Source organism: Parazoarcus communis (assembly GCF_003111645.1).
Classification (GTDB): domain Bacteria; phylum Pseudomonadota; class Gammaproteobacteria; order Burkholderiales; family Rhodocyclaceae; genus Parazoarcus; species Parazoarcus communis_A.
Genome location: NZ_CP022187.1, coordinates 1,318,118 through 1,336,939, shown reverse-complemented (window position 1 = coordinate 1,336,939; position 18,822 = coordinate 1,318,118). Strand labels below are relative to the sequence as shown.

The window sequence follows — 18,822 nt, the reverse complement described above, 5'->3', positions numbered from 1 at the left end:
TACAGGCTAGGATCATGCCATTGTGAAAGCGTGAGCGGAAACCTGAATGCGTATCGTGAGCTGGAATATCCAATGGGGACGTGGGGCTGACGGGCGGGTCGATCTGAACCGGACCATCGCTGCACTGCGTGAAATCGGCGATATCGATGTCATTTGCCTGCAGGAAGTGGGGCAGTGTTTTCCGGGCTTGAAGGGCGCGACTGCGGAAGACGGCGTTGCGATTCTGAGTGCGGCATTTCCCGGCTACGAAGCGGTGTTCGGGGCTGCGCTGGATGTGCCCGATGGCAAGGGCGGACGCGCCCGTTTCGGCAACCTGCTCCTGTCGCGACGCCCGCTCGGCCAGGTCTTCCGGCATGTCCTGCCGTATCCCGCCGATCCCAGCGTGCCTGCGATGCAGCGTCTGTGCATCGAAGCGGTGATCGAGGCACCTCGCGGGCCGCTGAGGGTGTTGACCACGCATCTCGAGTACTACTCGTCATTGCAGCGTGGCGCGCAGATTACGCGCTTGCGCGAACTGCATCGTGAAGCGGTCTCCCACGCCCGTGCGCCGGGTCTGTCAAAGGATTCCAATCCGGGCTTCCGGCCCTGGCCACGACCCGCTGCGGCGGTATTGTGCGGGGATCTCAACTGTTTGCCGGGGTCACCCGATCACACCGCGCTGCTGGCGCCGATTGCGCCCGACGTGCCTCAGTGGTGCGATGCCTGGCAAATCATGAATCCTGGTCGGCCCCACGCGCCAACCGTGGGTCTGCATGGGGCCGACTGGCCCGACGAGAGCTTCTGCTGCGACTTCGTCTGCGTGACCGAGGATCTGGCGCCGGCCGTGGCCGGCTTCAGGGTGGCGGCGGAGACGGCCGCGTCGGACCACCAGCCGGTGGTCCTCGATCTGATGGACTGAGCCTAGGCCGCCGTTTTGGCCGGCTTTGCCGGCAGCGGTTCGATGAGGTCGCGGTAGGCGTACCAGGTTGCATGGCCGATGACGGGCATCAGAACGACCAGTCCCAGATGGAAGCTGAGAAATCCGACGATCGTCAGCGTGGCGATCAGGAGGGCCCATACGATCATCGCCGCGGGGTTGCGTGTGAGCGCGGCGATGCTGGCCAGCATCGAGCTGATGGCGTCCTGGTTGCGGTCCAGCATCAGCGGAATCGAGACCACGCTCACCGCGAACGCGATGATGGCGAAGACCATGCCGACGCCAAAGTAGACCAGCAGGAACTCGATGTTCTCGAACGCCATCAGCTGTCCGAGAAAGCCGGACAGATTGGGCATTTCGTTGGAGTAGAAGAGCGCGAACACGACCAGTGAGGCGCGTGCCCAGATCAGGAACACCACGCCCAGCACGACGGCGAAGATGCCGATGTTGCCCGCGTTGCGCTTCCACACGGTCAGCGTCGGGACGAGCGCGCAGTTTTCGCCGCGCTCGTGGCGGCGACTGATCTCGTACAGGCCCATGGCGAAGAACGGACCGAGCAGCAGGAAGCCCGAGGTCAGCGCAGAGGTGTATTCGTAGGCGTGCTCGAACACGAACGTGATGAGCAGGCCCATCGCGGCGAAACAGAAACCGTAGAACAGACTTGGTACCGGGCAGGCCCTGAGGTCACCGAATGCGCGTGCGACCCAGCTGATGGGTGCAGTGAACGGTACGTCCCTCACGGTGGGGAAGGGCAGTGCTGCGGCCGCTTCCAGCTCGGCATCGTTTGGCTGCGACATGTCTCTCTCCTGTCATTATTCTGGATGTTCGCTGCAGCAAAACGGGGTGAACCGGCGGCAAGCTGACCGCAGCGCGCAAATCGCGCTGCCGCTCCGTACCGCCTGTTCGAATACGTGTTGTTATGTCCTGAGAAACCCCCGAATTGCATTTGTGACGGCGTCCGGTGATTCCGCCATCATTGCGTGGCCGGCGCCAGCCACGGTAATCATACGCGCACCGCCCGCTGCGTTGACCAGTGCTTCGTATAAGGGTTTTACCGCACGTGGAGGCGTCATCTGGTCGCGTTCGCCGCTGATCAGAAGGGTCGGGCAGCGGATGTCCGCCGCGCGCGCGAGGCCATCGGTCCACGCGTTGCAGGCACTGAGATCGGTCGCCAGCACACCGGCGGCCTGGCGTTCCATCAGTCGCTGGTTGATGCCGAGCAGCGAGGTGCCGGGCGTCGCGCTTGCGCCAAGCTGGGCTGCCGGGCTGTATGACCACTGATTGATCATGGCGTGGGCGCGCACAGGCTTGCTGGATGCTGCCTCGATCAGCGCGGGCGCGACCGGCATCGGCGCCACGCTGCCCACCAGAACCAGGGCGCTCACCCGTTCGCCGGCGCGTGCGGTCGCGGCAAGCGCGATCAGCGAGCCCATGCTGTGGCCGACGAGGCTGGCCTGGGCAACGCCGGCCGTATCAAGCATTTCCAGCAGCCAGTCGGCCATCGCGTCGATCGACTGCAGCGGTACGCCCTGCGATGCGCCGTGTCCCGGCAGGTCGGGTGCGAGCACGCCGAAGCCCTGATGCGCGAGATGCCGGGCCTGGTTGTTCCATACGCTGTGGTCGTGTCCGGCGCCGTGAATCAGGACGACGGTGGGGCGCTCGCGGTCGAAATCGCGTCCGCCTGTGTAGATGCGGCAAGTCTGTTGCCTGATCAGGATGTCCATGTCGCTTATGCCTTGTTGAGCTTGCCCACGGCGTAGAGGCCGCGATCGAGATCGGCCAGCAGGTCGGCGCAGCTCTCCAGACCCACGGACAGCCGGACCGTGCCTTCGCCGATGCCCCCGGCCGCGAGATCTTCAGCAGACATGCGGAAATGGGTGGTGCTGGCGGGATGGATGACCAGCGACTTGGCGTCGCCAACATTGGCCAGGTGCGAGAACAGGCGCAGCGCGCCGATGAAGGCGCGCCCGGCCTCCCGTCCGCCCTTGAGGTCGAAGGACAGCACGGCACCACAGCCGTCGGGGAGCAGACGGGCTGCGAGTTCGTGGTCGGGGTGGGTGTCGAGGCCGGGGTAGGCGACCTTTTCCACCATCGGATGCGCGGCCAGATGGGCTGCAATCCGGTTCGTGTTGTCGACGTGGGCGCGCATGCGCAGCGGCAGGGTTTCCAGCCCCTGCAGGATCTGGAAAGCGTTCATTGGCGACATGCAGGCGCCGAAATCGCGCAGGCCTTCGCGTCTGGCACGCAGCAGGAAGGCTGCGACCGGGGACTCTTCGGCGAAGTCCATGCCGTGGAAGCCGTCGTAGGGCTCGGTCAGGGTCGGAAACAGGCCGGAGGCTTCCCAGTCGAACCGACCGCTGTCGACCAGCAGGCCGCCAACGGCGACACCGTGGCCACCGATGAACTTGGTGGCCGAGTGCATGACCAGATCCGCGCCGAGCTCGAAGGGGCGCTGCAGGGCCGGACTCACGAGGGTGGCGTCCACCAGCAGCGGCAGGCCGGCCGCATGGGCGATTCCGGCCACGGTGGGAATGTCGAGCACGTCGAGCCCGGGGTTGCCGATCGACTCGCCGAACAGCAGGCGGGTCTCGGGGCGGATGGCGGCGCGCCAGGCGTCGGCGTCACGCGGATCGACAAAAGTGGTCTGGATGCCGAAACGGGGCAGGGTGTAGGCGAACAGATTGTGCGATCCGCCGTAGAGCGAGCGCGAGGCAACGATGTGACCACCGCAGCCCATCAGCGTGGTCACCGCGAGGTGCAGCGCCGCCTGACCACTGGCGACCGCGATCGCGCCCACACCGCCTTCGAGGGCAGCGATACGCTCTTCGAGCACCGCATTGGTCGGATTGGAAATGCGCGAGTAGACGTGGCCCGGGCGCTCCAGATTGAACAGGGCCGCGGCTTGGTCCGCATCCGGAAACACGTAACTGGTGGTGAAGTGGATCGGTGTTGCGCGCGAGCCGTGTGTGGCGTCGGGAGACTGGCCCGCGTGGAGTGCGAGCGTCTCCGCCCCGAAGAGTCCGGTCTGGGTCATGGGAACCTTGTATGCAGTGGTCGAGCGCGAGGCTCAGGCGAGGTCGTCGGGTTCGATCAGGCGTTCGATGACGGAGATGCGGTCCTTGAGGGCGAGCTTGCGCTTCTTCATGCGCCGGATCAGGAGCTGGTCGTCGGTGGGCGCTGCGATCAGCCTGGCGATGGCAGCGTCGAGGTCGCGATGCTCGTCACGCAGCTCCCGCAGGCGAAACTGCAGGCTGGTTACGTCGTCGAAGGAGTCGTCATTCATTGCGAACCCGTCTGGGTGGGCTGGCGCGAGGCGCCGTTGGTCGGGCAGTCCATCGTGCCAATGGTATGCGGCAGCAGCGCCGATTACAATGTCGGCGTGCTGGCATGGTCTGTCGGGGGGCGACGGCTCAGGATTGCGCTGGCCCGCCCTTCAGATCGACGCTCAGCGTCCCCGAGCGCACATGAAGATCGCGTTGCGGGAAGGGGATCTCGATGCCGGCGGCACGAAGCGCGCTATCGATCTCCCACAGATAGCGGGCCTGGGTCCGGGCGGGGGACATCGCGAGATCGTGATTCACCCACACCACGAGCTCGAAGTCGAGGCTGCTGTCGCCGAACCCGACCAGCCATGCCTCGGGTTCGCGTCCCGGCAGCAGGATGGTGCCGGCGACCTTGCGGGCCGCTGCTGCGACTGCGTCGCGCACCTTGTCCTTGTCGGTGCCGTAGGCCACGCCAAAGGGGATGTGGATGCGGCGCAGATCGTCGTCGAAGGTCCAGTTCGTGACCCGGCCATTGATGAACTCGGAGTTGGGGACGATCACGTCGACATTGTCGTTGGTGGTGACCCGCGTGTAGCGCAGCCCGATCTCGGTAACCTTGCCGACGGCACCCGACTGCAGATCGACGAAGTCGCCGAGTTTGAGTGTCTTCTCGAGCAGGATGATGATGCCCGACACCAGGTTGCTGAAGATGTTCTGCAGGCCGAAGCCGATGCCCACACCCATTGCGCCGCCGACGATCGCAAGGCTGGCAATGTCGATACCCGGTTGGGGCGCAGGAACCAGGATGGCGGTTCGTCGTTCGACGTCGGCTTAAAATGCGGCAAGTGGAAGCGGGAAGGTGTCGGGAAGACTGTCCGCCAGCGAGGGCTCGGGGGACGGTGCCGGAGCATGGACGGGAGCGACTTCTCACGCCTGCATGAAGCCGACGTCGTGCGCGGCCCGATCTGCCCCCAGCGCAGTCGCGCAAGGCGCAGCTGCGGGCCTGCCCGGGATCCATTAAGATCGGGCGTTTCGCCAGCCTTCAGGAGTAGTGCCATGAACAAGGCGTTCGTCAGGGAAGCCGATAGCGATGAAGATGAGGACGCGCTGTCCCCCTCGTTGCGCTTGCCGCCCGGCAGCAAGAATTACATGACCCGGCGCGGCAATCTGGTGCTGCGCGAGGAGCTGGACCAGCTGCTGCGCGTCGAGCGGCCCAAGATGGTTGAGACCGTGTCGTGGGCGGCGGGTAACGGCGACCGTTCCGAAAACGGCGACTACATCTACGGCAAGAAGCGCCTGCGCGAGATCGATCGGCGTATCCGTTTCCTGATCAAGCGCATCGAGAACGCCGAGGTGGTCGATCCGGCCGCGCAGCAGAACATCGACCAGGTCTTCTTCGGCGCAACCGTCACCATCTGCGACGCAGAAGATCCCGATGCGACGGAGCAGACCTGGCAGATCGTCGGCGTCGACGAGGCCAACGCCTCCGCAGGCATGATCAGCTGGATCTCCCCGCTTGCGCGTGCCCTGATCAAGGCGCGCGAGGGCGACGTGGTGCGCTTCATGAGCCCCGCCGGCGTGCGCGAGATCGAAATCCTCCAGGTTCAGTACGTGTAGCAGTTGCCTTGTGTTCGCTCGGGTGGGTGTCGTCCGGGCGGAAGGTTTCACGCGGAGACGCGGAGACGCGGAGAGCACGGAGAAAAGCACGGGCGAAGGTTTTCTCTGCGCTCTCCGCGTCTCCGCGTGAGCCAGAACGACCAAGCGACGCACCGCCGCGCGACACAGCCTGGTGCCGGCCAGCGCAGCAATCTCGTCTCAGGGGCTTGAAAATCGGCGGGGCTGTCCCAATCTCTCGGCCACGACTTTTCATCATCGGAGACGCATCAAGATGTCCAGCGCCCAGACCGCCGCCGAAACCCTGAATTTCCAGGCCGAAGTGAAGCAGTTGCTTCACCTCATGATCCACTCGCTCTATTCGAACCGCGAGATCTTCCTGCGCGAGTTGATCTCGAACGCTTCCGACGCTTCCGACAAACTGCGTTTCGAGGCCATCGACCAGCCGGCCCTGTTCGAGGGTGACAGCGATCTCAAGATCCGCGTGTCCTTCGACACCGAAGCGCGCACCATCACCATCAGCGACAATGGCATCGGCATGAGCCGTGAAGAAGTCGTTGCTCACCTCGGTACCATCGCCAAGTCCGGCACCAAGGAATTCTTTGGCAAGCTGACCGGCGACCAGAAGAAGGACGCCCACCTGATTGGTCAGTTCGGTGTCGGCTTCTACTCCGCATTCATCGTGGCCGACAAGGTTACCGTGGTGACCCGCCGTGCCGGCCTGCCGGCGAGCGAAGGCGTGCAGTGGGAATGCAGCATGAGCGGCGAGACCGCCGGTGCGTATACCGTGGCGGCCGTCGAGAAGGCCGGTCGTGGTACCGAGATCACCCTGCACCTGCGCGAAGACCAGGACGATTTGCTTTCGGCCTGGAAGCTGAAGAGCCTGATCCGCAAGTACTCCGATCACATCGTGCAGCCGATCGTGATGAAGAAGGAAGAGTGGGACGAGGAAAAGAAGGCTCAGGTCCTCACCGACGAAGACGAAACCGTCAACCAGGCCAATGCGCTGTGGGCCCGTCCGCGCAACGAGATCACCGAAGAAGAGTACAAGGGCTTCTACAAGCACGTCGGCCACGACTTCGACGAGCCGCTGGCATGGACCCATGCGCGCGTCGAAGGTCGCCAGGAATACACCCAGCTGCTGTATATCCCCTCGCACGCGCCCTTCGACATGTGGGATCGCAATGCGCGTCATGGCGTCAAGCTGTACGTGAAGCGCGTGTTCATCATGGACGACGCCGAGAAGCTGATGCCGACCTACCTGCGCTTCGTGCGCGGTGTGGTCGATTCGGCCGATCTGCCGCTGAACGTGTCGCGTGAGATCCTGCAGGAATCCAAGGACATCGACACCATCCGTGCAGGTTGCACGAAGAAGGTGCTGGGCCTGCTCGAAGACCTCGCCACCAGCGACGAGGCGGGCGATCAGGAGAAGTACGCCACGTTCTGGAAAGAGTTCGGCAAGGTGCTCAAGGAAGGCGTTGGCGAAGACTTTGCCAACAAGGACAAGATCGCCGGCCTGCTGCGTTTTGCTTCGACCCATGCGGATACGCCGGAAGAAGTGGTCTCGTTCAGGGACTACATCGGGCGCATGAAGGAAGGTCAGGACAAGATCTACTACGTGACAGCCGAGACCTTCAATGCGGCGAAGAACAGCCCGCACCTCGAGGTGTTCCGCAAGAAGGGCATCGAAGTGCTGCTGCTGTCCGACCGTGTCGACGAATGGGCGCTGGGCAACCTGACCGAGTTCGACGGCAAGCAGCTGCAGTCGGTGGCCAAGGGTGGCCTCGATCTCGGCTCGCTGGAAGACGAAGCGGAGAAGAAGGAAGCCGAGCAGGCGGCCGACGAGTACAAGGAGCTGATCGAGAAGATGAAGACCAGCCTTGGCGATCGCGTGAAGGACGTCAAGGTCACCCTGCGTCTGACCGATTCGCCCGCCTGCCTGGTGGCCGACGAGCACGATCTCGGCATGAACCTGACCCGCATCCTGAAGGCCGCAGGTCAGAGCGCGCCGATGTCGAAGCCGATCCTTGAGATCAACCCGAAGCACCCGGCCGTGCTGCGCCTGAAATACGAAGACAAGAGCTTCGATGACTGGGCTGCCGTGCTGTTCGATCAGGCCTTGCTGGCCGAAGGCGGCGCGCTTGATGATCCGGCGACCTTCGTCAAGCGTATCAACCAGCTGATGATGGCGATGAGCGCTCACTGAGAACGCGGCTGCCGCCCGTGAGAACGGGTGTGCAGCAGATCATTTGGAAGAGGGCTGTCCGCGATACCGCGGCGGCCCTCTTTTTTTGTCTCCGGAGAGCACACCCGACAGGTCTGGGACGACGCGGGAATGCGGGTTTACGATACTTGATGCAGGTGGGAGATGACGCAAGACTAGGGCCACAAGAACAAACAATCAAACGCAGGAACTGCGCGAAGTCCGCCGCAGTACCTGCATCAACGCCGGGATGGAGCATGAGCGAGTTCATACTCGAAACAAACGGCCTGACCAAGGAGTTCAAAGGGTTTGCCGCGGTGTCCGATGTCGACCTCAAGGTCAAGCGTGGTCACATCCATGCATTGATCGGTCCCAACGGCGCCGGCAAAACGACTGTCTTCAATCTGCTCACCAAGTTTCTTCCGCCGACCGCGGGCAAGATCCGTTTCGATGGCAAGGATATTACCCACGAAGCGCCTGCGGTGACGGCGCGGCGGGGAATGGTGCGCTCCTTCCAGATCTCGGCCACCTTTCCCCATCTCACGGTGATGGAAAACGTGCGCATCGGCCTGCAGCGCAAGCTCGGCACCGAGTTTCACTTCTGGCGCTCGGAGAAATCGCTCAATGTGCTCAATGACCAGGCGATGGCCCTGCTTGAGTCGGTGGATCTGACGCAGTTTGCAGATACCGTGACGGCGGAGATGCCCTACGGCCGCAAGCGCGCGCTCGAAATCGCCACCACGCTGGCGCTCGACCCCAAGATGATGCTGCTCGACGAGCCGACACAGGGCATGGGCAACGAAGACATCAGCAGGGTGGTGGAGCTGATCCGCAAGGTGTCGGCCAATCGCAGCATCCTCATGGTCGAGCACAACCTGTCGGTGGTCGCAAACCTGTGTGACCGCATCACCGTACTCACTCGTGGCAGCGTGCTTGCCGAAGGCACGTATGACGAAGTGTCCAAGAATCCGAGCGTGCTCGAAGCCTATGTGGGTTCCGACGACATGAACGACGCCCATCACTGATCCCGGCCCATCAATCTATGACCAGCGCCTTCAAGCCCCATCCCGAAATGCTGCGGATCCAGGATCTGCATTCGTTCTATGGTGAATCACACATCCTGCATGGCATCGATCTGAAGGTGGCGCGTGGCGAGTGCGTCACGCTGCTCGGGCGCAATGGCTCGGGACGCTCGACCACGCTGAAGTCCATTCTCGGTCTCGTCGGTCGCCGCAGCGGGTCGATCATGGTCAATGGCAAGGAGGTCATTGACGAGCCGACTCACCGCATGGCGCGCTACGGCATCGGTTACGTGCCCGAAGAGCGTGCCATTTTTGCCTCGCTCAGCGCCGAAGAGAACCTGATGCTGCCGCCTCAGGTGGCAACGGGTGGCATGTCGCTCGACGAGATCTACGGCATGTTTCCTAACCTGCTTGAGCGCCGCAACAGCCCCGGCACCAAGCTCTCCGGTGGCGAACAGCAGATGCTGGCGATGGCACGGGTGCTGCGCACCGGCGCCAAGCTGCTGCTGCTCGACGAGATCACCGAAGGCCTCGCTCCGGTCATCGTCAAGAAGCTTGGCGAGGTGATCACCGAACTCAAGAAACGTGATTTCACCATCGTCATGGTGGAGCAGAATTTCCGCTTTGCTGCACCGCTCGCCGATCGGCACTACGTGCTCGAACACGGCGAAATCATCGCCACCATCCCTGCGGCCGAGTTGCCGCAGAAGATGGACTGGCTGCACCAGACGCTCGGGGTTTGACTCGCGCGAACAACAATCAGGACGGAGACAAAACAATGCACATGAAGAAACTGACGACGCTAGCCTGCGCCGCCGCAATTGCAGGCCTGTCGGGTGTTGCAAATGCACAGATCTCGGATGGCATGGTCAAGATCGGTGTGCTGACCGACCTGTCGGGTACCTATTCCGACCTCGCAGGCTCCGGTGCGGTGCTTGCCACCCAGATGGCAATCGACGACTTCATCGCCGAAGCAAAGCCCGATTTCAAGATCGAGATGGTTTCCGCCGACCACCAGAACAAGGCCGACATCGCGTCGACCAAGGCGCGTGAGTGGTTCGAGCGCGAAGGCGTCGATACCGCCACCGAGCTCGTGACCACCTCGGTGGCGCTGGCGGTGATGAAGGTGGCCAAGGAAAAGAACCGTATCGCGCTGATGAGCGGACCGGCCTCGACCCCGATCACCAATGAGCAGTGCAACGACGTCAGCGTGCATTACACGTATGACACCTACTCGCTGGCCAATGGTACGGCGAAGGCGGTGACGAAGCAGGGTGGCAAGACCTGGTACTTCCTGACCGCAGACTATGCATTCGGCCAGTCGCTCGAAAAGGACTCCTCGGCAGTGGTCACCGCCAATGGCGGCAAGGTGCTTGGCTCGGTACGCCACCCCTTCCCGGCGTCCGACTTCTCCTCCTTCCTGCTGCAGGCTCAGGCCTCCGGGGCGCAGATCATCGGTCTGGCCAACGCCGGTGCCGACACGACCAACGCGATCAAGCAGGCGGCCGAGTTCGGCATCACGCCGAAGCAATCGCTCGCAGGTCTGCTGATGTTCATCACCGACGTGCATTCGCTCGGCCTGAGAAGCACGCAGACCATGTACCTGACGACCGGTTTCTACTGGGACCTCAACGACGCCACCCGCGCCTGGTCGAAGCGCTATTTCGACAAGCAGAAGCGTATGCCGTCGATGGTGCAGGCCGGTCAGTACTCGTCCGTGCTGCACTACCTGCGCGCGGTCAAGGCGGCCGGTACGGATGAGGCCGGCAAGGTCATGGCGCAGATGAAGAAGACGCCGATCAACGACTTCTTTGCCAAGAATGGTCAGATCCGCGATGACGGCCGGATGATCCACGACATGTACCTGGTGCAGGTGAAGAAGCCTGAAGAGTCCAAGTACCCGTGGGATTACTACCATGTCCGCCAGACGATTCCGGCAGCGGAGGCTTTCCAGCCGCTGTCTGAGTCGCGCTGCCCGCTGGTCAAGAAGTGATCGGTTCGCGCTGATTCGTTAATCACATCGTACCCGGGGCGCCCAGCGCGTCCCGGTACGGGAGTCGCAAATGGAAATTTTCGGTGTTCCGAGCGCGCTGCTCGGCAGCCAGTTGCTGGTCGGCCTGATCAATGGCTCGTTCTACGCCATTCTCAGTCTTGGTCTGGCGATCATCTTCGGTCTGCTCAACATCATCAATTTCGCCCACGGTGCGCAATACATGATGGGGGCCTTCGTGGCCTGGATTGCGCTGACGAAGTTCGGTGTCAATTACTGGGTTGCCCTGCTGTTGGCGCCGATCACGGTCGGTGCGCTGGGGGTACTCCTTGAGCGCACGATGCTGCGCAAACTGTACAAGCTCGACCACCTCTACGGCCTGCTGCTCACCTTCGGCCTGGCGCTGATCTTCGAAGGCGTGTTCCGTGATCAGTACGGTATCTCCGGTCAGTCCTATCCGGTGCCGGAACTGCTGGAGGGGGGCGTCAATCTGGGGTTCATGTATCTGCCCATCTACCGCGGCTGGATCGTCATCGCTGCGCTCGCCGTGTGTTTCGGCACCTGGTTCATGATCGAGAAGACCAAGCTCGGCGCCTACCTGCGGGCCGGTACGGAAAATCCGCAGATGGTGCAGGCGCTCGGGATCAATGTCCCGCTGCTGATTACCTTCACCTACGGTTACGGCGTTGCCCTCGCTGCCTTTGCAGGCGTGCTCGCTGCGCCGGTCTATCAGGTCAATCCGCTGATGGGGTCGAACCTGATCATCGTCGTTTTTGCGGTCGTCGTGATCGGCGGCATGGGTTCGATCATGGGGGCAATCCTCACCGGACTCGGCCTTGGACTGATCGAGGGACTCACACGCGTCTTCTATCCCGAAGGCTCTGCGGTGGTGGTCTTCATCATCATGGTGATTGTCCTGCTGGTTCGACCTGCCGGCCTGTTCGGCAAGGCCTGACGCGGTTCCAAGGAATAGGCACATGAAGAATAACGATTCCGTATTTACCCGCATCATGCCCTTTCTGTTCGGGCTGCTCTTTCTCATCGGTCTGGTGGCACCGTTTGCGGTGTATCCAACCTTTCTGATGAAGATCCTGTGTTTTGGCCTGTTCGCCTGCGCATTCAATCTGCTGCTGGGATTTGCCGGTCTGCTGTCCTTCGGTCACGCGGCCTTTCTGGGAACGGCGGGTTACGTCTGCGGCATGCTTGTACGCGATGTTGGTGTCACCCCCGAGATCGGCCTGATCGGCGGCACGGTTGCCGCCGGCCTGCTGGGCTGGTTGTTCGGTGTGCTGGCCATCCGGCGCACCGGCATCTACTTCGCGATGATTACGCTGGCGCTGGCGCAGATGGTGTATTTCGTCGTGTTGCAGGTGCGCGCGACGGGCGGTGAAGACGGCTTCCAGGGGGTCCCGCGTGGCAACCTGTTCGGCCTCATCGACCTGTCCAACAACATTTCGATGTATTACCTCGTGTTTGCAGTGTTCTGCATCGGCTTCTTCATCATCTACCGCACGGTGCATTCGCCCTTCGGCCAGATCCTGAAAGCCATTCGTGAGAACGAACCGCGCGCGATCTCCCTCGGCTATGACGTCAACAAGTTCAAGCTGATGGCGTTCATCATCTCGGCTTCGCTCGCAGGCCTCGCAGGCGCAACCAAGACCCTGGTGTTCCAGCTTGCGTCGCTGACCGACGTGCATTGGCACACATCGGGTGAAGTGGTGTTGATGACACTGCTCGGCGGTCTTGGCACCATTCTCGGACCGCTGGTTGGAGCTGCGACCGTTGTCTCGCTGCAAACCGAACTTGCCGACACCGTGGGTTCCTGGGTGACGGTGATCATGGGCGGGATCTTCGTGATCTGTGTGATGCTGTTCCGTCGCGGCATCGTTGGCGAGATCCAGGCTCTGATCCAGCGCGCCGGAATACGCTGATGCGGGGCGGGCACACCGGGCCGGTCGGGTTTTCGCGACCGGCCCGGTGTGGCCCGACAAGCGAATGACGATGGAGTCCTTTCCTCCGGGTGGGTTGGCTGTGGTCGTCGGCGCCAGCGGCGCGATCGGCGGTGCGCTGGCAGACGCTATCGAAAGCAGCGGGCGTTTTACCGACGTGCTTCGCCTGGGGCGTCGGACTCCCTTGGCGCTCGATCTGCTCGACGAGGCATCCATCGCGAGTGCCGCTCAGCAGGTGCGGGATCATTCCGCCCCCTTCAGGCTGCTGATCAATGCAAGCGGATTTCTTCACGACAGCGGACGCGGGCCGGAGCGCAGCTGGCGGCATCTCGACCCCTTCAGCCTGGCCCACAATTTCGCCATCAATGCCATCGGTCCGGCCCTGCTGGTCAAACACTTCATGCCCCTGCTTGCTCGCGAAGGCAAGTCGGTATTTGCTGCGCTTTCCGCACGCGTTGGCAGTATCGGAGACAACCGGCTCGGTGGCTGGTACGGGTATCGGGCGTCCAAGGCTGCACTGAACCAGATCCTTCATACCGCAGCGATCGAGCTGGCCCGCAGCCATCCGCAGTCGATCTGCATCGCACTTCATCCGGGTACAGTGGAGTCGGCACTGTCAGCACCTTTCGCGCGCAGCGGGCTCGATGTTCAGTCCCCTGCGGTGGCCGCGGGCCGCCTGCTGAAGGTGATCGATGGGCTGGTGCCAGCCGACTCCGGTGGTTTCATGGACTATCGCGGCAATCCGATCGTCTGGTAGCGGGCTTCCCTGCCGCCAGGTCGCTGTTTGCAGTCTCTTGCAGCGAACGTGGCGTGTTAGGCATTCCATGGCGTTTATCGCTGGTGTTCGGCTGCGCTCATCCATTATTCTCTGTTCATGAGGAGCGCAGTCTTGCGGCCCGCCTGAGCAGCGGCAAGTCGCCCGTTCCGAGCTGGAGGCGCTTATGGATGAAGCGATTCGCATGCATCGACGTGTGTTTTGCCTCGTAGCGGTCATGTGGGCTCCTGGTGTGATGGCAGCCACCGAGCCTCTTGAGAAGCTTGTTGAGACAGACCTGCTGACCGTCCCTGTGCTGACGATGTTCGTCCTGCTCCTGATCGTATTTGGCTGGGGGCTGCACAGGATTCGCCTGGAGCGCAGGCGCGCTGCGCAGAGCATGTCCGCCCTGACCGAGAGCGAGCGCCGCTTCCGGACGCTGTTCGAGCACACCCCCGAGATTTCCGTGCAGGGTTACGACCGCAACCGGCGGGTCATCTTCTGGAACCGGTTCAGCGAGAAACTTTACGGCTACTCGACTCAGGAGGCGATCGGAAGTCGCTTGGAGGATCTGATCATCCCGGACTGCATGCGGGCCGGTGTGATTGAGGGCGTGGACAAGTGGGTGAATTTCGGAGAGGGCATTCCTGCGGGCGAGTTGACGCTACGACGGCAGGATGGCGCCCCGGTGCACGTGTTTTCGAGTCACGTCATGCTGCACGGGCGTGATGGCGAGCCCGAAATGTACTGCATCGATATCGATCTTTCTGCCCGCAAGGCTGCCGAAGACCAGTTGCGCAAGCTTTCCCTTGCCGTCGAGCAGAGTCCCGAAAGCATCGTGATAACGGATCTCTGGGGCAGTATCGAGTACGTTAACAGGGCGTTCGAACTCACGACGGGTTATCGCGCAGACGAGGTGATCGGGCAGAATCCGCGCGTGTTGAATTCCGGCAAGACGTCTCCCGACGTGTACAAGGGCTTTTGGGCGACCCTGATGCGTGGCGAGAGTTGGCGCGGTGAGTTCATCAATCGGCGCAAGGATGGTAGCGAGTTTGTCGAGCTGGCCGTCGTGGCGCCGGTGCGCGGCAAGGATGGCACCGTCACCCACTTCCTTGGGATCAAGCAGGACGTCACCGAGCAGAAACGGGCTGCGGCCGAGATCAACCGCCTTGCCTACTACGACGGACTCACCGGGTTGCCCAACCGCGCCCTGCTCATGGACCGGCTTGGACTTGTGCTGGCTGTGTCGCGAAGGCAGCCGCGCCAGGACGCCTTGATCCTGTTCAACATCGATCGTTTCCAGACCCTCAACGATGCCCGTGGGCACGCGATGGGCGACCTGCTTTTGCAGGCGCTTGGCAGACGACTTTCCGGGTTGCTGCGCGAAGGCGACACGCTGGCCCGAATCGCGGGTGCCGATTTCGCGATTCTGCTTCAGGCGCTCGACATCCATCGCGAGGATGCGAGCCGGCGTGCGCTTTCTGTGGCAGAGAAGCTCCACGCTGCATTGCGTGAGCCGTTCGATCTTGGCAGCGAGACGGCCGTGATCACGGCCAGTCTCGGAATCACAACCTGCCCCGACGATGCGGATGACACGCCGCTCGAGATTCTGCGTCGTGCGGATACCGCGCTTCATCGCGCCAAGGACGCGGGGGGTAACCAGACCGCCTTTTTCGAAACCGCGATGGGGGATGTCGCAAGGCAGAGGTTCCGCATCGAACGCGAGCTCAGGCGTGGGATTCCGGCGGGCGAACTGCGCCTGTTTCTGCAGTCGCAGGTCGACGAGAGGGAGAGTATCAAAAGTGCCGAGGTGCTTGTACGCTGGGCGCATCCGGAGCGCGGGCTCGTCCCGCCCGGGGTCTTCGTGCCCGTCGCGGAGCAGTCCGACCTGATCTGCGAACTCGGGGTATGGGTGCTCGAGAACGCCTGCCGGCTGATGGCTGAGCATGGATCGGCGGGGCGCGAGCTGAGGCTGTCGGTCAATATCAGCCCGCGTCACTTCCGCCTGCCCGATTTCGTGCCCTGGGTGTGCGAGCTGCTGTCGATTCATGGCGTCGATCCGTCCTGCCTCACACTGGAGGTCACCGAGGGGCTGATGATCGAGGATATCGACGGCGTGGTCGCCAAGATGCAGGCCTTGACCGCGTTCGGCATCCGTCTTTCGGTTGACGACTTTGGAACCGGGTACTCGTCGCTCGCCTACCTCAAGCGCCTGCCGTTGCATGAGTTGAAGATCGACCGCAGCTTCGTGCAGGATGCGCCCGAGAACAGCGACGATGCCGCCCTGGTCGAAACCATCCTGGCCGTTGCCCACAGCCTGCATCTGCAGGTGGTGGCCGAAGGCGTGGAGACTGTAAGGCAAGCAGCCTTTCTCAACGCACGCGGCTCAATGATTCATCAGGGCTATCTTTACGGCAGGCCACAGGCTGCGTCCGAATGGATTCCGCTGTGGCTCAAACAGTTCGATCAAGTCTTGCCTTAGAATGCCTCGGCCGAAGAACGCGCCGGAACGGAGCCTTGACCAACAGCAAACACGAAGCAGATGTCGCAGTGCGGAGAATGCGTAGCGCGCAGGGCAGGGCAGACTTGCTCGAACTTCCGAGCCCCTTCCCGGGCGAGCCGGGAACTGTCCGCCTGCTTGAGCCGGCATTCAGTCAGGCCGACGCATTGGTCGAGCAACTCCTGTCCGGTGAGTACCGGAAGCCGTTCGTTCTCGAACATGAGGGCATGTGTGCGCTCTATTTCGGCTCCCTGCGTTTTCAGCAAAGTGCCATGCAGACGGCTGCGCCACATGCGCTTGAGGTGGCTTATACGCAGGGCATGATGGCCTTCCTGCTGTTCAATCCGCGACCGCGGGCGATGACCCTGCTAGGTCTTGGCGGAGGCTCCCTCGCGAAGTTCTGCTATCGCCACCTGCCGGCAACCTCGATCACGGTTCTCGAACTCGACCCCGACGTGATTGCGTTTCGCGATGTCTTCAAGGTGCCGCAGGATGATTCGCGCTTTCGTGTCGAGTGCGCCGATGCGGTCGACCATGTCGGCGCGGGGGTGGAGCGGTGCGATGTGCTGATGGTCGATCTGTTCGACGAGGATGGCGTTGCCGGCGCGCTGACCCGTTCAGGCTTCTATCAGGACGCGCGCGCGATGTTGTCCGGAAGCGGCGTCATGGTGATGAACATTGCCGGCGACAAGGCATCGTATGCGCCCCACGTGGCGCTGGTCCGCGAAGCCTTTGACGACAACGTGATTGCGATGTCGGTGCGCGAAGACGGCAACTATCTGCTCTTTGCGTTCAGGAACGCTGCGTTCGAGCCGCGATGGAAATGGATGAAGTCCATTGCCCGCGAACTGCAGGGGCGGATGGGACTGGATTTTCCGCGCTTTGCCCAGCTCCTTGAACGCGGCCAGGCAATGCGTCTGGCGCAGCGCATGTCCTGCTGATGCGGCGCCCCTGGGGGGCGCCGGTGAGTCACTGCTCTGTCGCGGGCTTGGTGTCCGGGGGGGCGGTGTCCTGCGTTGCTGGGTGTTTGGTGCGGGCGTGATGGCGGCTGGCCTTGTGCTCGGCATTACGCAGCAGCGAGTGCGCAATCGTGTGATAGATCGGCAGCGGACACACCGATTTCGAGACCGCATTCGCGACCACGGCAGTGGCCATCAGCGGCAGCAGCATTTCGTGGTTGGCGGTCATTTCCATGACGATCACCAGCGAAGTGATCGGGGCCTGCGTCATCGCCGCAAGAAAGGCGACCATGCCAAGAACGAGTATCGCGGGGTCCTGTCCGTCACCGATAAACGGTGCCAGGTCGGCACCCAGGCCTGCACCGACGGCGAGCGCAGGCGCGAAGATGCCGCCCGGGATGCGCGCCACGAAAGCAAGCCAGATGACCGCCAGCTTCGCAACCATGAAGTAGGCGGGCAGTTGCGCCGTGCCTTCCAGTGCGGCCTTGGATTCGGCGTAGCCGGTACCGTAGGTGAGGCCTCCTGTGGCCAGTCCGATGAGCGCGGTTGCGAGCCCGCAGCCGGCAGCGAACGCAACCGGACGCGATACCGAGAATTCACCGACGCGCCCGGGCAACTGGCGCGAGGACGCAATCAGCAGTCGCGAGAAGCCACCTCCCAGCAATCCGCCCAGTACGCCACAAAGCAGCACCAGCCACGCACCATCGGGCCAGGTGATCGAGGCCGGCGTCTGTCCGAAATAGGTGTAGTTGCCAAGTACCGCGAGTGACATCAGACCGGCAAAGATCACTGCGATCAGCGTTGTACTGTTGGCGCGGAAAGGGTGGTGACGGCAGATCTCCTCAATTGCGAACATGATGCCGCCGAGCGGGGTGTTGAATGCTGCCGCAATGCCCGCGCCGCTGCCGGCAATGATCAGGTCGCGGCTGGAGGCGATCCTGCCGAAGCGCTTGCCGGCGAGCATGTGCATGGCAGAGGCGCCGACCTGGACCGAAGGGCCCTCGCGTCCGATCGAGGCGCCGGAGAGCAGGCCGCCGAGGGTCAGGAACACCTTTGCGATGGCAATCTTGAAGGACAGGAACTGCCGGCGCAGCTGACCGTCATCGGTGAGCGACGCGGCGATTGCCTGCGGAATACCGCTGCCTTCTGTGCCCGGAAAGAAGCGACTGGAGATCCAGGCCATTGCCGCAAAACCAGTCGGGGCGATCACGAGGGACAGCCACGGGCTGACATGCATCAGGGACTGGTGATAACCGATTGCCAGCTCCGCGCCGATGGCGAAACCGATGGCAATGATGCCCGCCAGCAGCGCGGCGCCGACAAGCAGCAGCCTTTTGCGCCAGCGTCTGATTGAGAGCCAGGGCAGCGCGTAGCGACGGCCGCCGCGAGCGATATGCTTGAAGGCTCGGTGAGGGATGTTGTGCTGCTGTTCCGGGGGGGCGTCGGGGGGCGGCATTTTTGGGGAAGAAGAGGCGGTCTAATCAATGACCGGCCGGAGTTTGAAAAAAACAGCTAAACCTTAATCACGCTGAAGCGATGTTTTGAGCAAAAAGCTCACCTTCCACGGGCAGCAAACCCGCAAGATGGTTACGATACGCGAGAGCGCACCTGTCTGCGAATTTTTTGACAATCATTGTTTGAGAAAATATAGT

Annotated in this window: 17 protein-coding genes; 11 read left to right on the top strand and 6 right to left on the bottom strand. The window is 62.5% G+C overall.

All coding sequences use genetic code 11. The features are described from left to right. The first annotated feature begins 46 nt into the window (after positions 1-46). On the top strand, positions 47-898 hold the full coding sequence (locus CEW83_RS06140) for an endonuclease/exonuclease/phosphatase family protein (RefSeq protein ID WP_108948556.1): 852 nt from the start codon (positions 47-49) through the stop codon (positions 896-898). A gap of 2 nt (positions 899-900) precedes the next feature. Here CEW83_RS06140 and CEW83_RS06135 read toward each other — a convergent pair whose 3' ends face one another. The 5 genes from CEW83_RS06135 to CEW83_RS06115 all read right to left on the bottom strand — a co-directional run bounded on the left by CEW83_RS06135 (position 901) and on the right by CEW83_RS06115 (position 4,923). Then, on the bottom strand, positions 901-1,713 hold the full coding sequence (locus CEW83_RS06135; RefSeq protein WP_108948555.1) for a DUF2189 domain-containing protein: 813 nt from the start codon (positions 1,711-1,713) through the stop codon (positions 901-903). A 120-nt stretch (positions 1,714-1,833) separates the two neighbouring features. Further along, positions 1,834-2,640: an alpha/beta fold hydrolase gene (locus tag CEW83_RS06130; RefSeq protein ID WP_108948554.1), complete on the bottom strand. Its 807-nt coding sequence runs from the start codon at positions 2,638-2,640 to the stop codon at positions 1,834-1,836. 5 nt (positions 2,641-2,645) lie between these two features. Then, a complete protein-coding gene (locus CEW83_RS06125) occupies positions 2,646-3,950 on the bottom strand; it encodes an O-acetylhomoserine aminocarboxypropyltransferase (protein ID WP_108948553.1) in 1,305 nt (434 codons plus the stop codon). A gap of 33 nt (positions 3,951-3,983) precedes the next feature. Then, positions 3,984-4,199 carry a YdcH family protein gene (locus tag CEW83_RS06120; protein ID WP_108948552.1) on the bottom strand — a complete coding sequence of 72 codons (216 nt, stop codon included), beginning with the start codon at positions 4,197-4,199 and terminating at the stop codon, positions 3,984-3,986. A 127-nt stretch (positions 4,200-4,326) separates the two neighbouring features. Further along, a complete protein-coding gene (locus CEW83_RS06115; protein ID WP_332871103.1) occupies positions 4,327-4,923 on the bottom strand; it encodes a mechanosensitive ion channel family protein in 597 nt (198 codons plus the stop codon). 312 nt (positions 4,924-5,235) lie between these two features. On the opposite strand from CEW83_RS06115, the gene greB reads away from it, so the two are divergent. The 10 genes from greB (at position 5,236) to CEW83_RS06065 (ending at position 17,152) form a co-directional block, all read left to right on the top strand. Then, complete coding sequence (gene greB, locus CEW83_RS06110) at positions 5,236-5,796, top strand: transcription elongation factor GreB (RefSeq protein ID WP_108948550.1); 561 nt, start codon at positions 5,236-5,238, stop codon at positions 5,794-5,796. Positions 5,797-6,067: 271 nt separating this feature from the next. Further along, complete coding sequence (gene htpG, locus CEW83_RS06105; RefSeq protein WP_108948549.1) at positions 6,068-7,999, top strand: molecular chaperone HtpG; 1,932 nt, start codon at positions 6,068-6,070, stop codon at positions 7,997-7,999. Between the two features lie 254 nt (positions 8,000-8,253). Next, complete coding sequence (locus tag CEW83_RS06100) at positions 8,254-9,021, top strand: ABC transporter ATP-binding protein (protein WP_108948548.1); 768 nt, start codon at positions 8,254-8,256, stop codon at positions 9,019-9,021. 17 nt (positions 9,022-9,038) lie between these two features. Then, the gene (locus tag CEW83_RS06095; protein ID WP_108948547.1) at positions 9,039-9,761 is read left to right on the top strand and encodes an ABC transporter ATP-binding protein; all 723 of its coding nucleotides are present in this window, start codon (positions 9,039-9,041) and stop codon (positions 9,759-9,761) included. Between the two features lie 35 nt (positions 9,762-9,796). Continuing rightward, positions 9,797-11,011, top strand: coding sequence for an ABC transporter substrate-binding protein (locus CEW83_RS06090; protein ID WP_108948546.1), 1,215 nt, complete (start codon positions 9,797-9,799; stop codon positions 11,009-11,011). Positions 11,012-11,081: 70 nt separating this feature from the next. Further along, complete coding sequence (locus CEW83_RS06085) at positions 11,082-11,963, top strand: branched-chain amino acid ABC transporter permease (protein ID WP_108948545.1); 882 nt, start codon at positions 11,082-11,084, stop codon at positions 11,961-11,963. 22 nt (positions 11,964-11,985) lie between these two features. Next, positions 11,986-12,939: a branched-chain amino acid ABC transporter permease gene (locus tag CEW83_RS06080; RefSeq protein WP_108948544.1), complete on the top strand. Its 954-nt coding sequence runs from the start codon at positions 11,986-11,988 to the stop codon at positions 12,937-12,939. A 64-nt stretch (positions 12,940-13,003) separates the two neighbouring features. Next, positions 13,004-13,714 (top strand): SDR family NAD(P)-dependent oxidoreductase, encoded by a 711-nt coding sequence (locus CEW83_RS06075; protein ID WP_234419006.1) that lies wholly within the window; start codon positions 13,004-13,006, stop codon positions 13,712-13,714. 184 nt (positions 13,715-13,898) lie between these two features. Then, the gene (locus CEW83_RS06070) at positions 13,899-16,193 is read left to right on the top strand and encodes a putative bifunctional diguanylate cyclase/phosphodiesterase (RefSeq protein WP_108948543.1); all 2,295 of its coding nucleotides are present in this window, start codon (positions 13,899-13,901) and stop codon (positions 16,191-16,193) included. Positions 16,194-16,270: 77 nt separating this feature from the next. Further along, positions 16,271-17,152 carry a spermidine synthase-like protein gene (locus tag CEW83_RS06065; RefSeq protein ID WP_108948542.1) on the top strand — a complete coding sequence of 294 codons (882 nt, stop codon included), beginning with the start codon at positions 16,271-16,273 and terminating at the stop codon, positions 17,150-17,152. Positions 17,153-17,180: 28 nt separating this feature from the next. On the opposite strand, the gene CEW83_RS06060 is transcribed toward CEW83_RS06065, so the two are convergent. After that, positions 17,181-18,626 carry a chloride channel protein gene (locus CEW83_RS06060; RefSeq protein WP_108948541.1) on the bottom strand — a complete coding sequence of 482 codons (1,446 nt, stop codon included), beginning with the start codon at positions 18,624-18,626 and terminating at the stop codon, positions 17,181-17,183. Positions 18,627-18,822: the final 196 nt, after the last annotated feature.

Coding starts and splice junctions, on each gene's coding strand:
- CEW83_RS06115 (WP_332871103.1), bottom strand. CDS start 4,923: ATGGGTGTGGGCATCGGCTTCGGCCTGCAGAACATCTTCAGCAACCTG.
- CEW83_RS06130 (WP_108948554.1), bottom strand. CDS start 2,640: ATGGACATCCTGATCAGGCAACAGACTTGCCGCATCTACACAGGCGGA.
- CEW83_RS06135 (WP_108948555.1), bottom strand. CDS start 1,713: ATGTCGCAGCCAAACGATGCCGAGCTGGAAGCGGCCGCAGCACTGCCC.
- htpG (WP_108948549.1), top strand. CDS start 6,068: ATGTCCAGCGCCCAGACCGCCGCCGAAACCCTGAATTTCCAGGCCGAA.
- CEW83_RS06100 (WP_108948548.1), top strand. CDS start 8,254: ATGAGCGAGTTCATACTCGAAACAAACGGCCTGACCAAGGAGTTCAAA.
- CEW83_RS06085 (WP_108948545.1), top strand. CDS start 11,082: ATGGAAATTTTCGGTGTTCCGAGCGCGCTGCTCGGCAGCCAGTTGCTG.
- CEW83_RS06065 (WP_108948542.1), top strand. CDS start 16,271: ATGCGTAGCGCGCAGGGCAGGGCAGACTTGCTCGAACTTCCGAGCCCC.
- CEW83_RS06070 (WP_108948543.1), top strand. CDS start 13,899: ATGGATGAAGCGATTCGCATGCATCGACGTGTGTTTTGCCTCGTAGCG.
- CEW83_RS06080 (WP_108948544.1), top strand. CDS start 11,986: ATGAAGAATAACGATTCCGTATTTACCCGCATCATGCCCTTTCTGTTC.
- CEW83_RS06090 (WP_108948546.1), top strand. CDS start 9,797: ATGCACATGAAGAAACTGACGACGCTAGCCTGCGCCGCCGCAATTGCA.
- CEW83_RS06120 (WP_108948552.1), bottom strand. CDS start 4,199: ATGAATGACGACTCCTTCGACGACGTAACCAGCCTGCAGTTTCGCCTG.
- CEW83_RS06095 (WP_108948547.1), top strand. CDS start 9,039: ATGACCAGCGCCTTCAAGCCCCATCCCGAAATGCTGCGGATCCAGGAT.
- CEW83_RS06060 (WP_108948541.1), bottom strand. CDS start 18,626: ATGCCGCCCCCCGACGCCCCCCCGGAACAGCAGCACAACATCCCTCAC.
- greB (WP_108948550.1), top strand. CDS start 5,236: ATGAACAAGGCGTTCGTCAGGGAAGCCGATAGCGATGAAGATGAGGAC.
- CEW83_RS06140 (WP_108948556.1), top strand. CDS start 47: ATGCGTATCGTGAGCTGGAATATCCAATGGGGACGTGGGGCTGACGGG.
- CEW83_RS06125 (WP_108948553.1), bottom strand. CDS start 3,950: ATGACCCAGACCGGACTCTTCGGGGCGGAGACGCTCGCACTCCACGCG.
- CEW83_RS06075 (WP_234419006.1), top strand. CDS start 13,004: ATGACGATGGAGTCCTTTCCTCCGGGTGGGTTGGCTGTGGTCGTCGGC.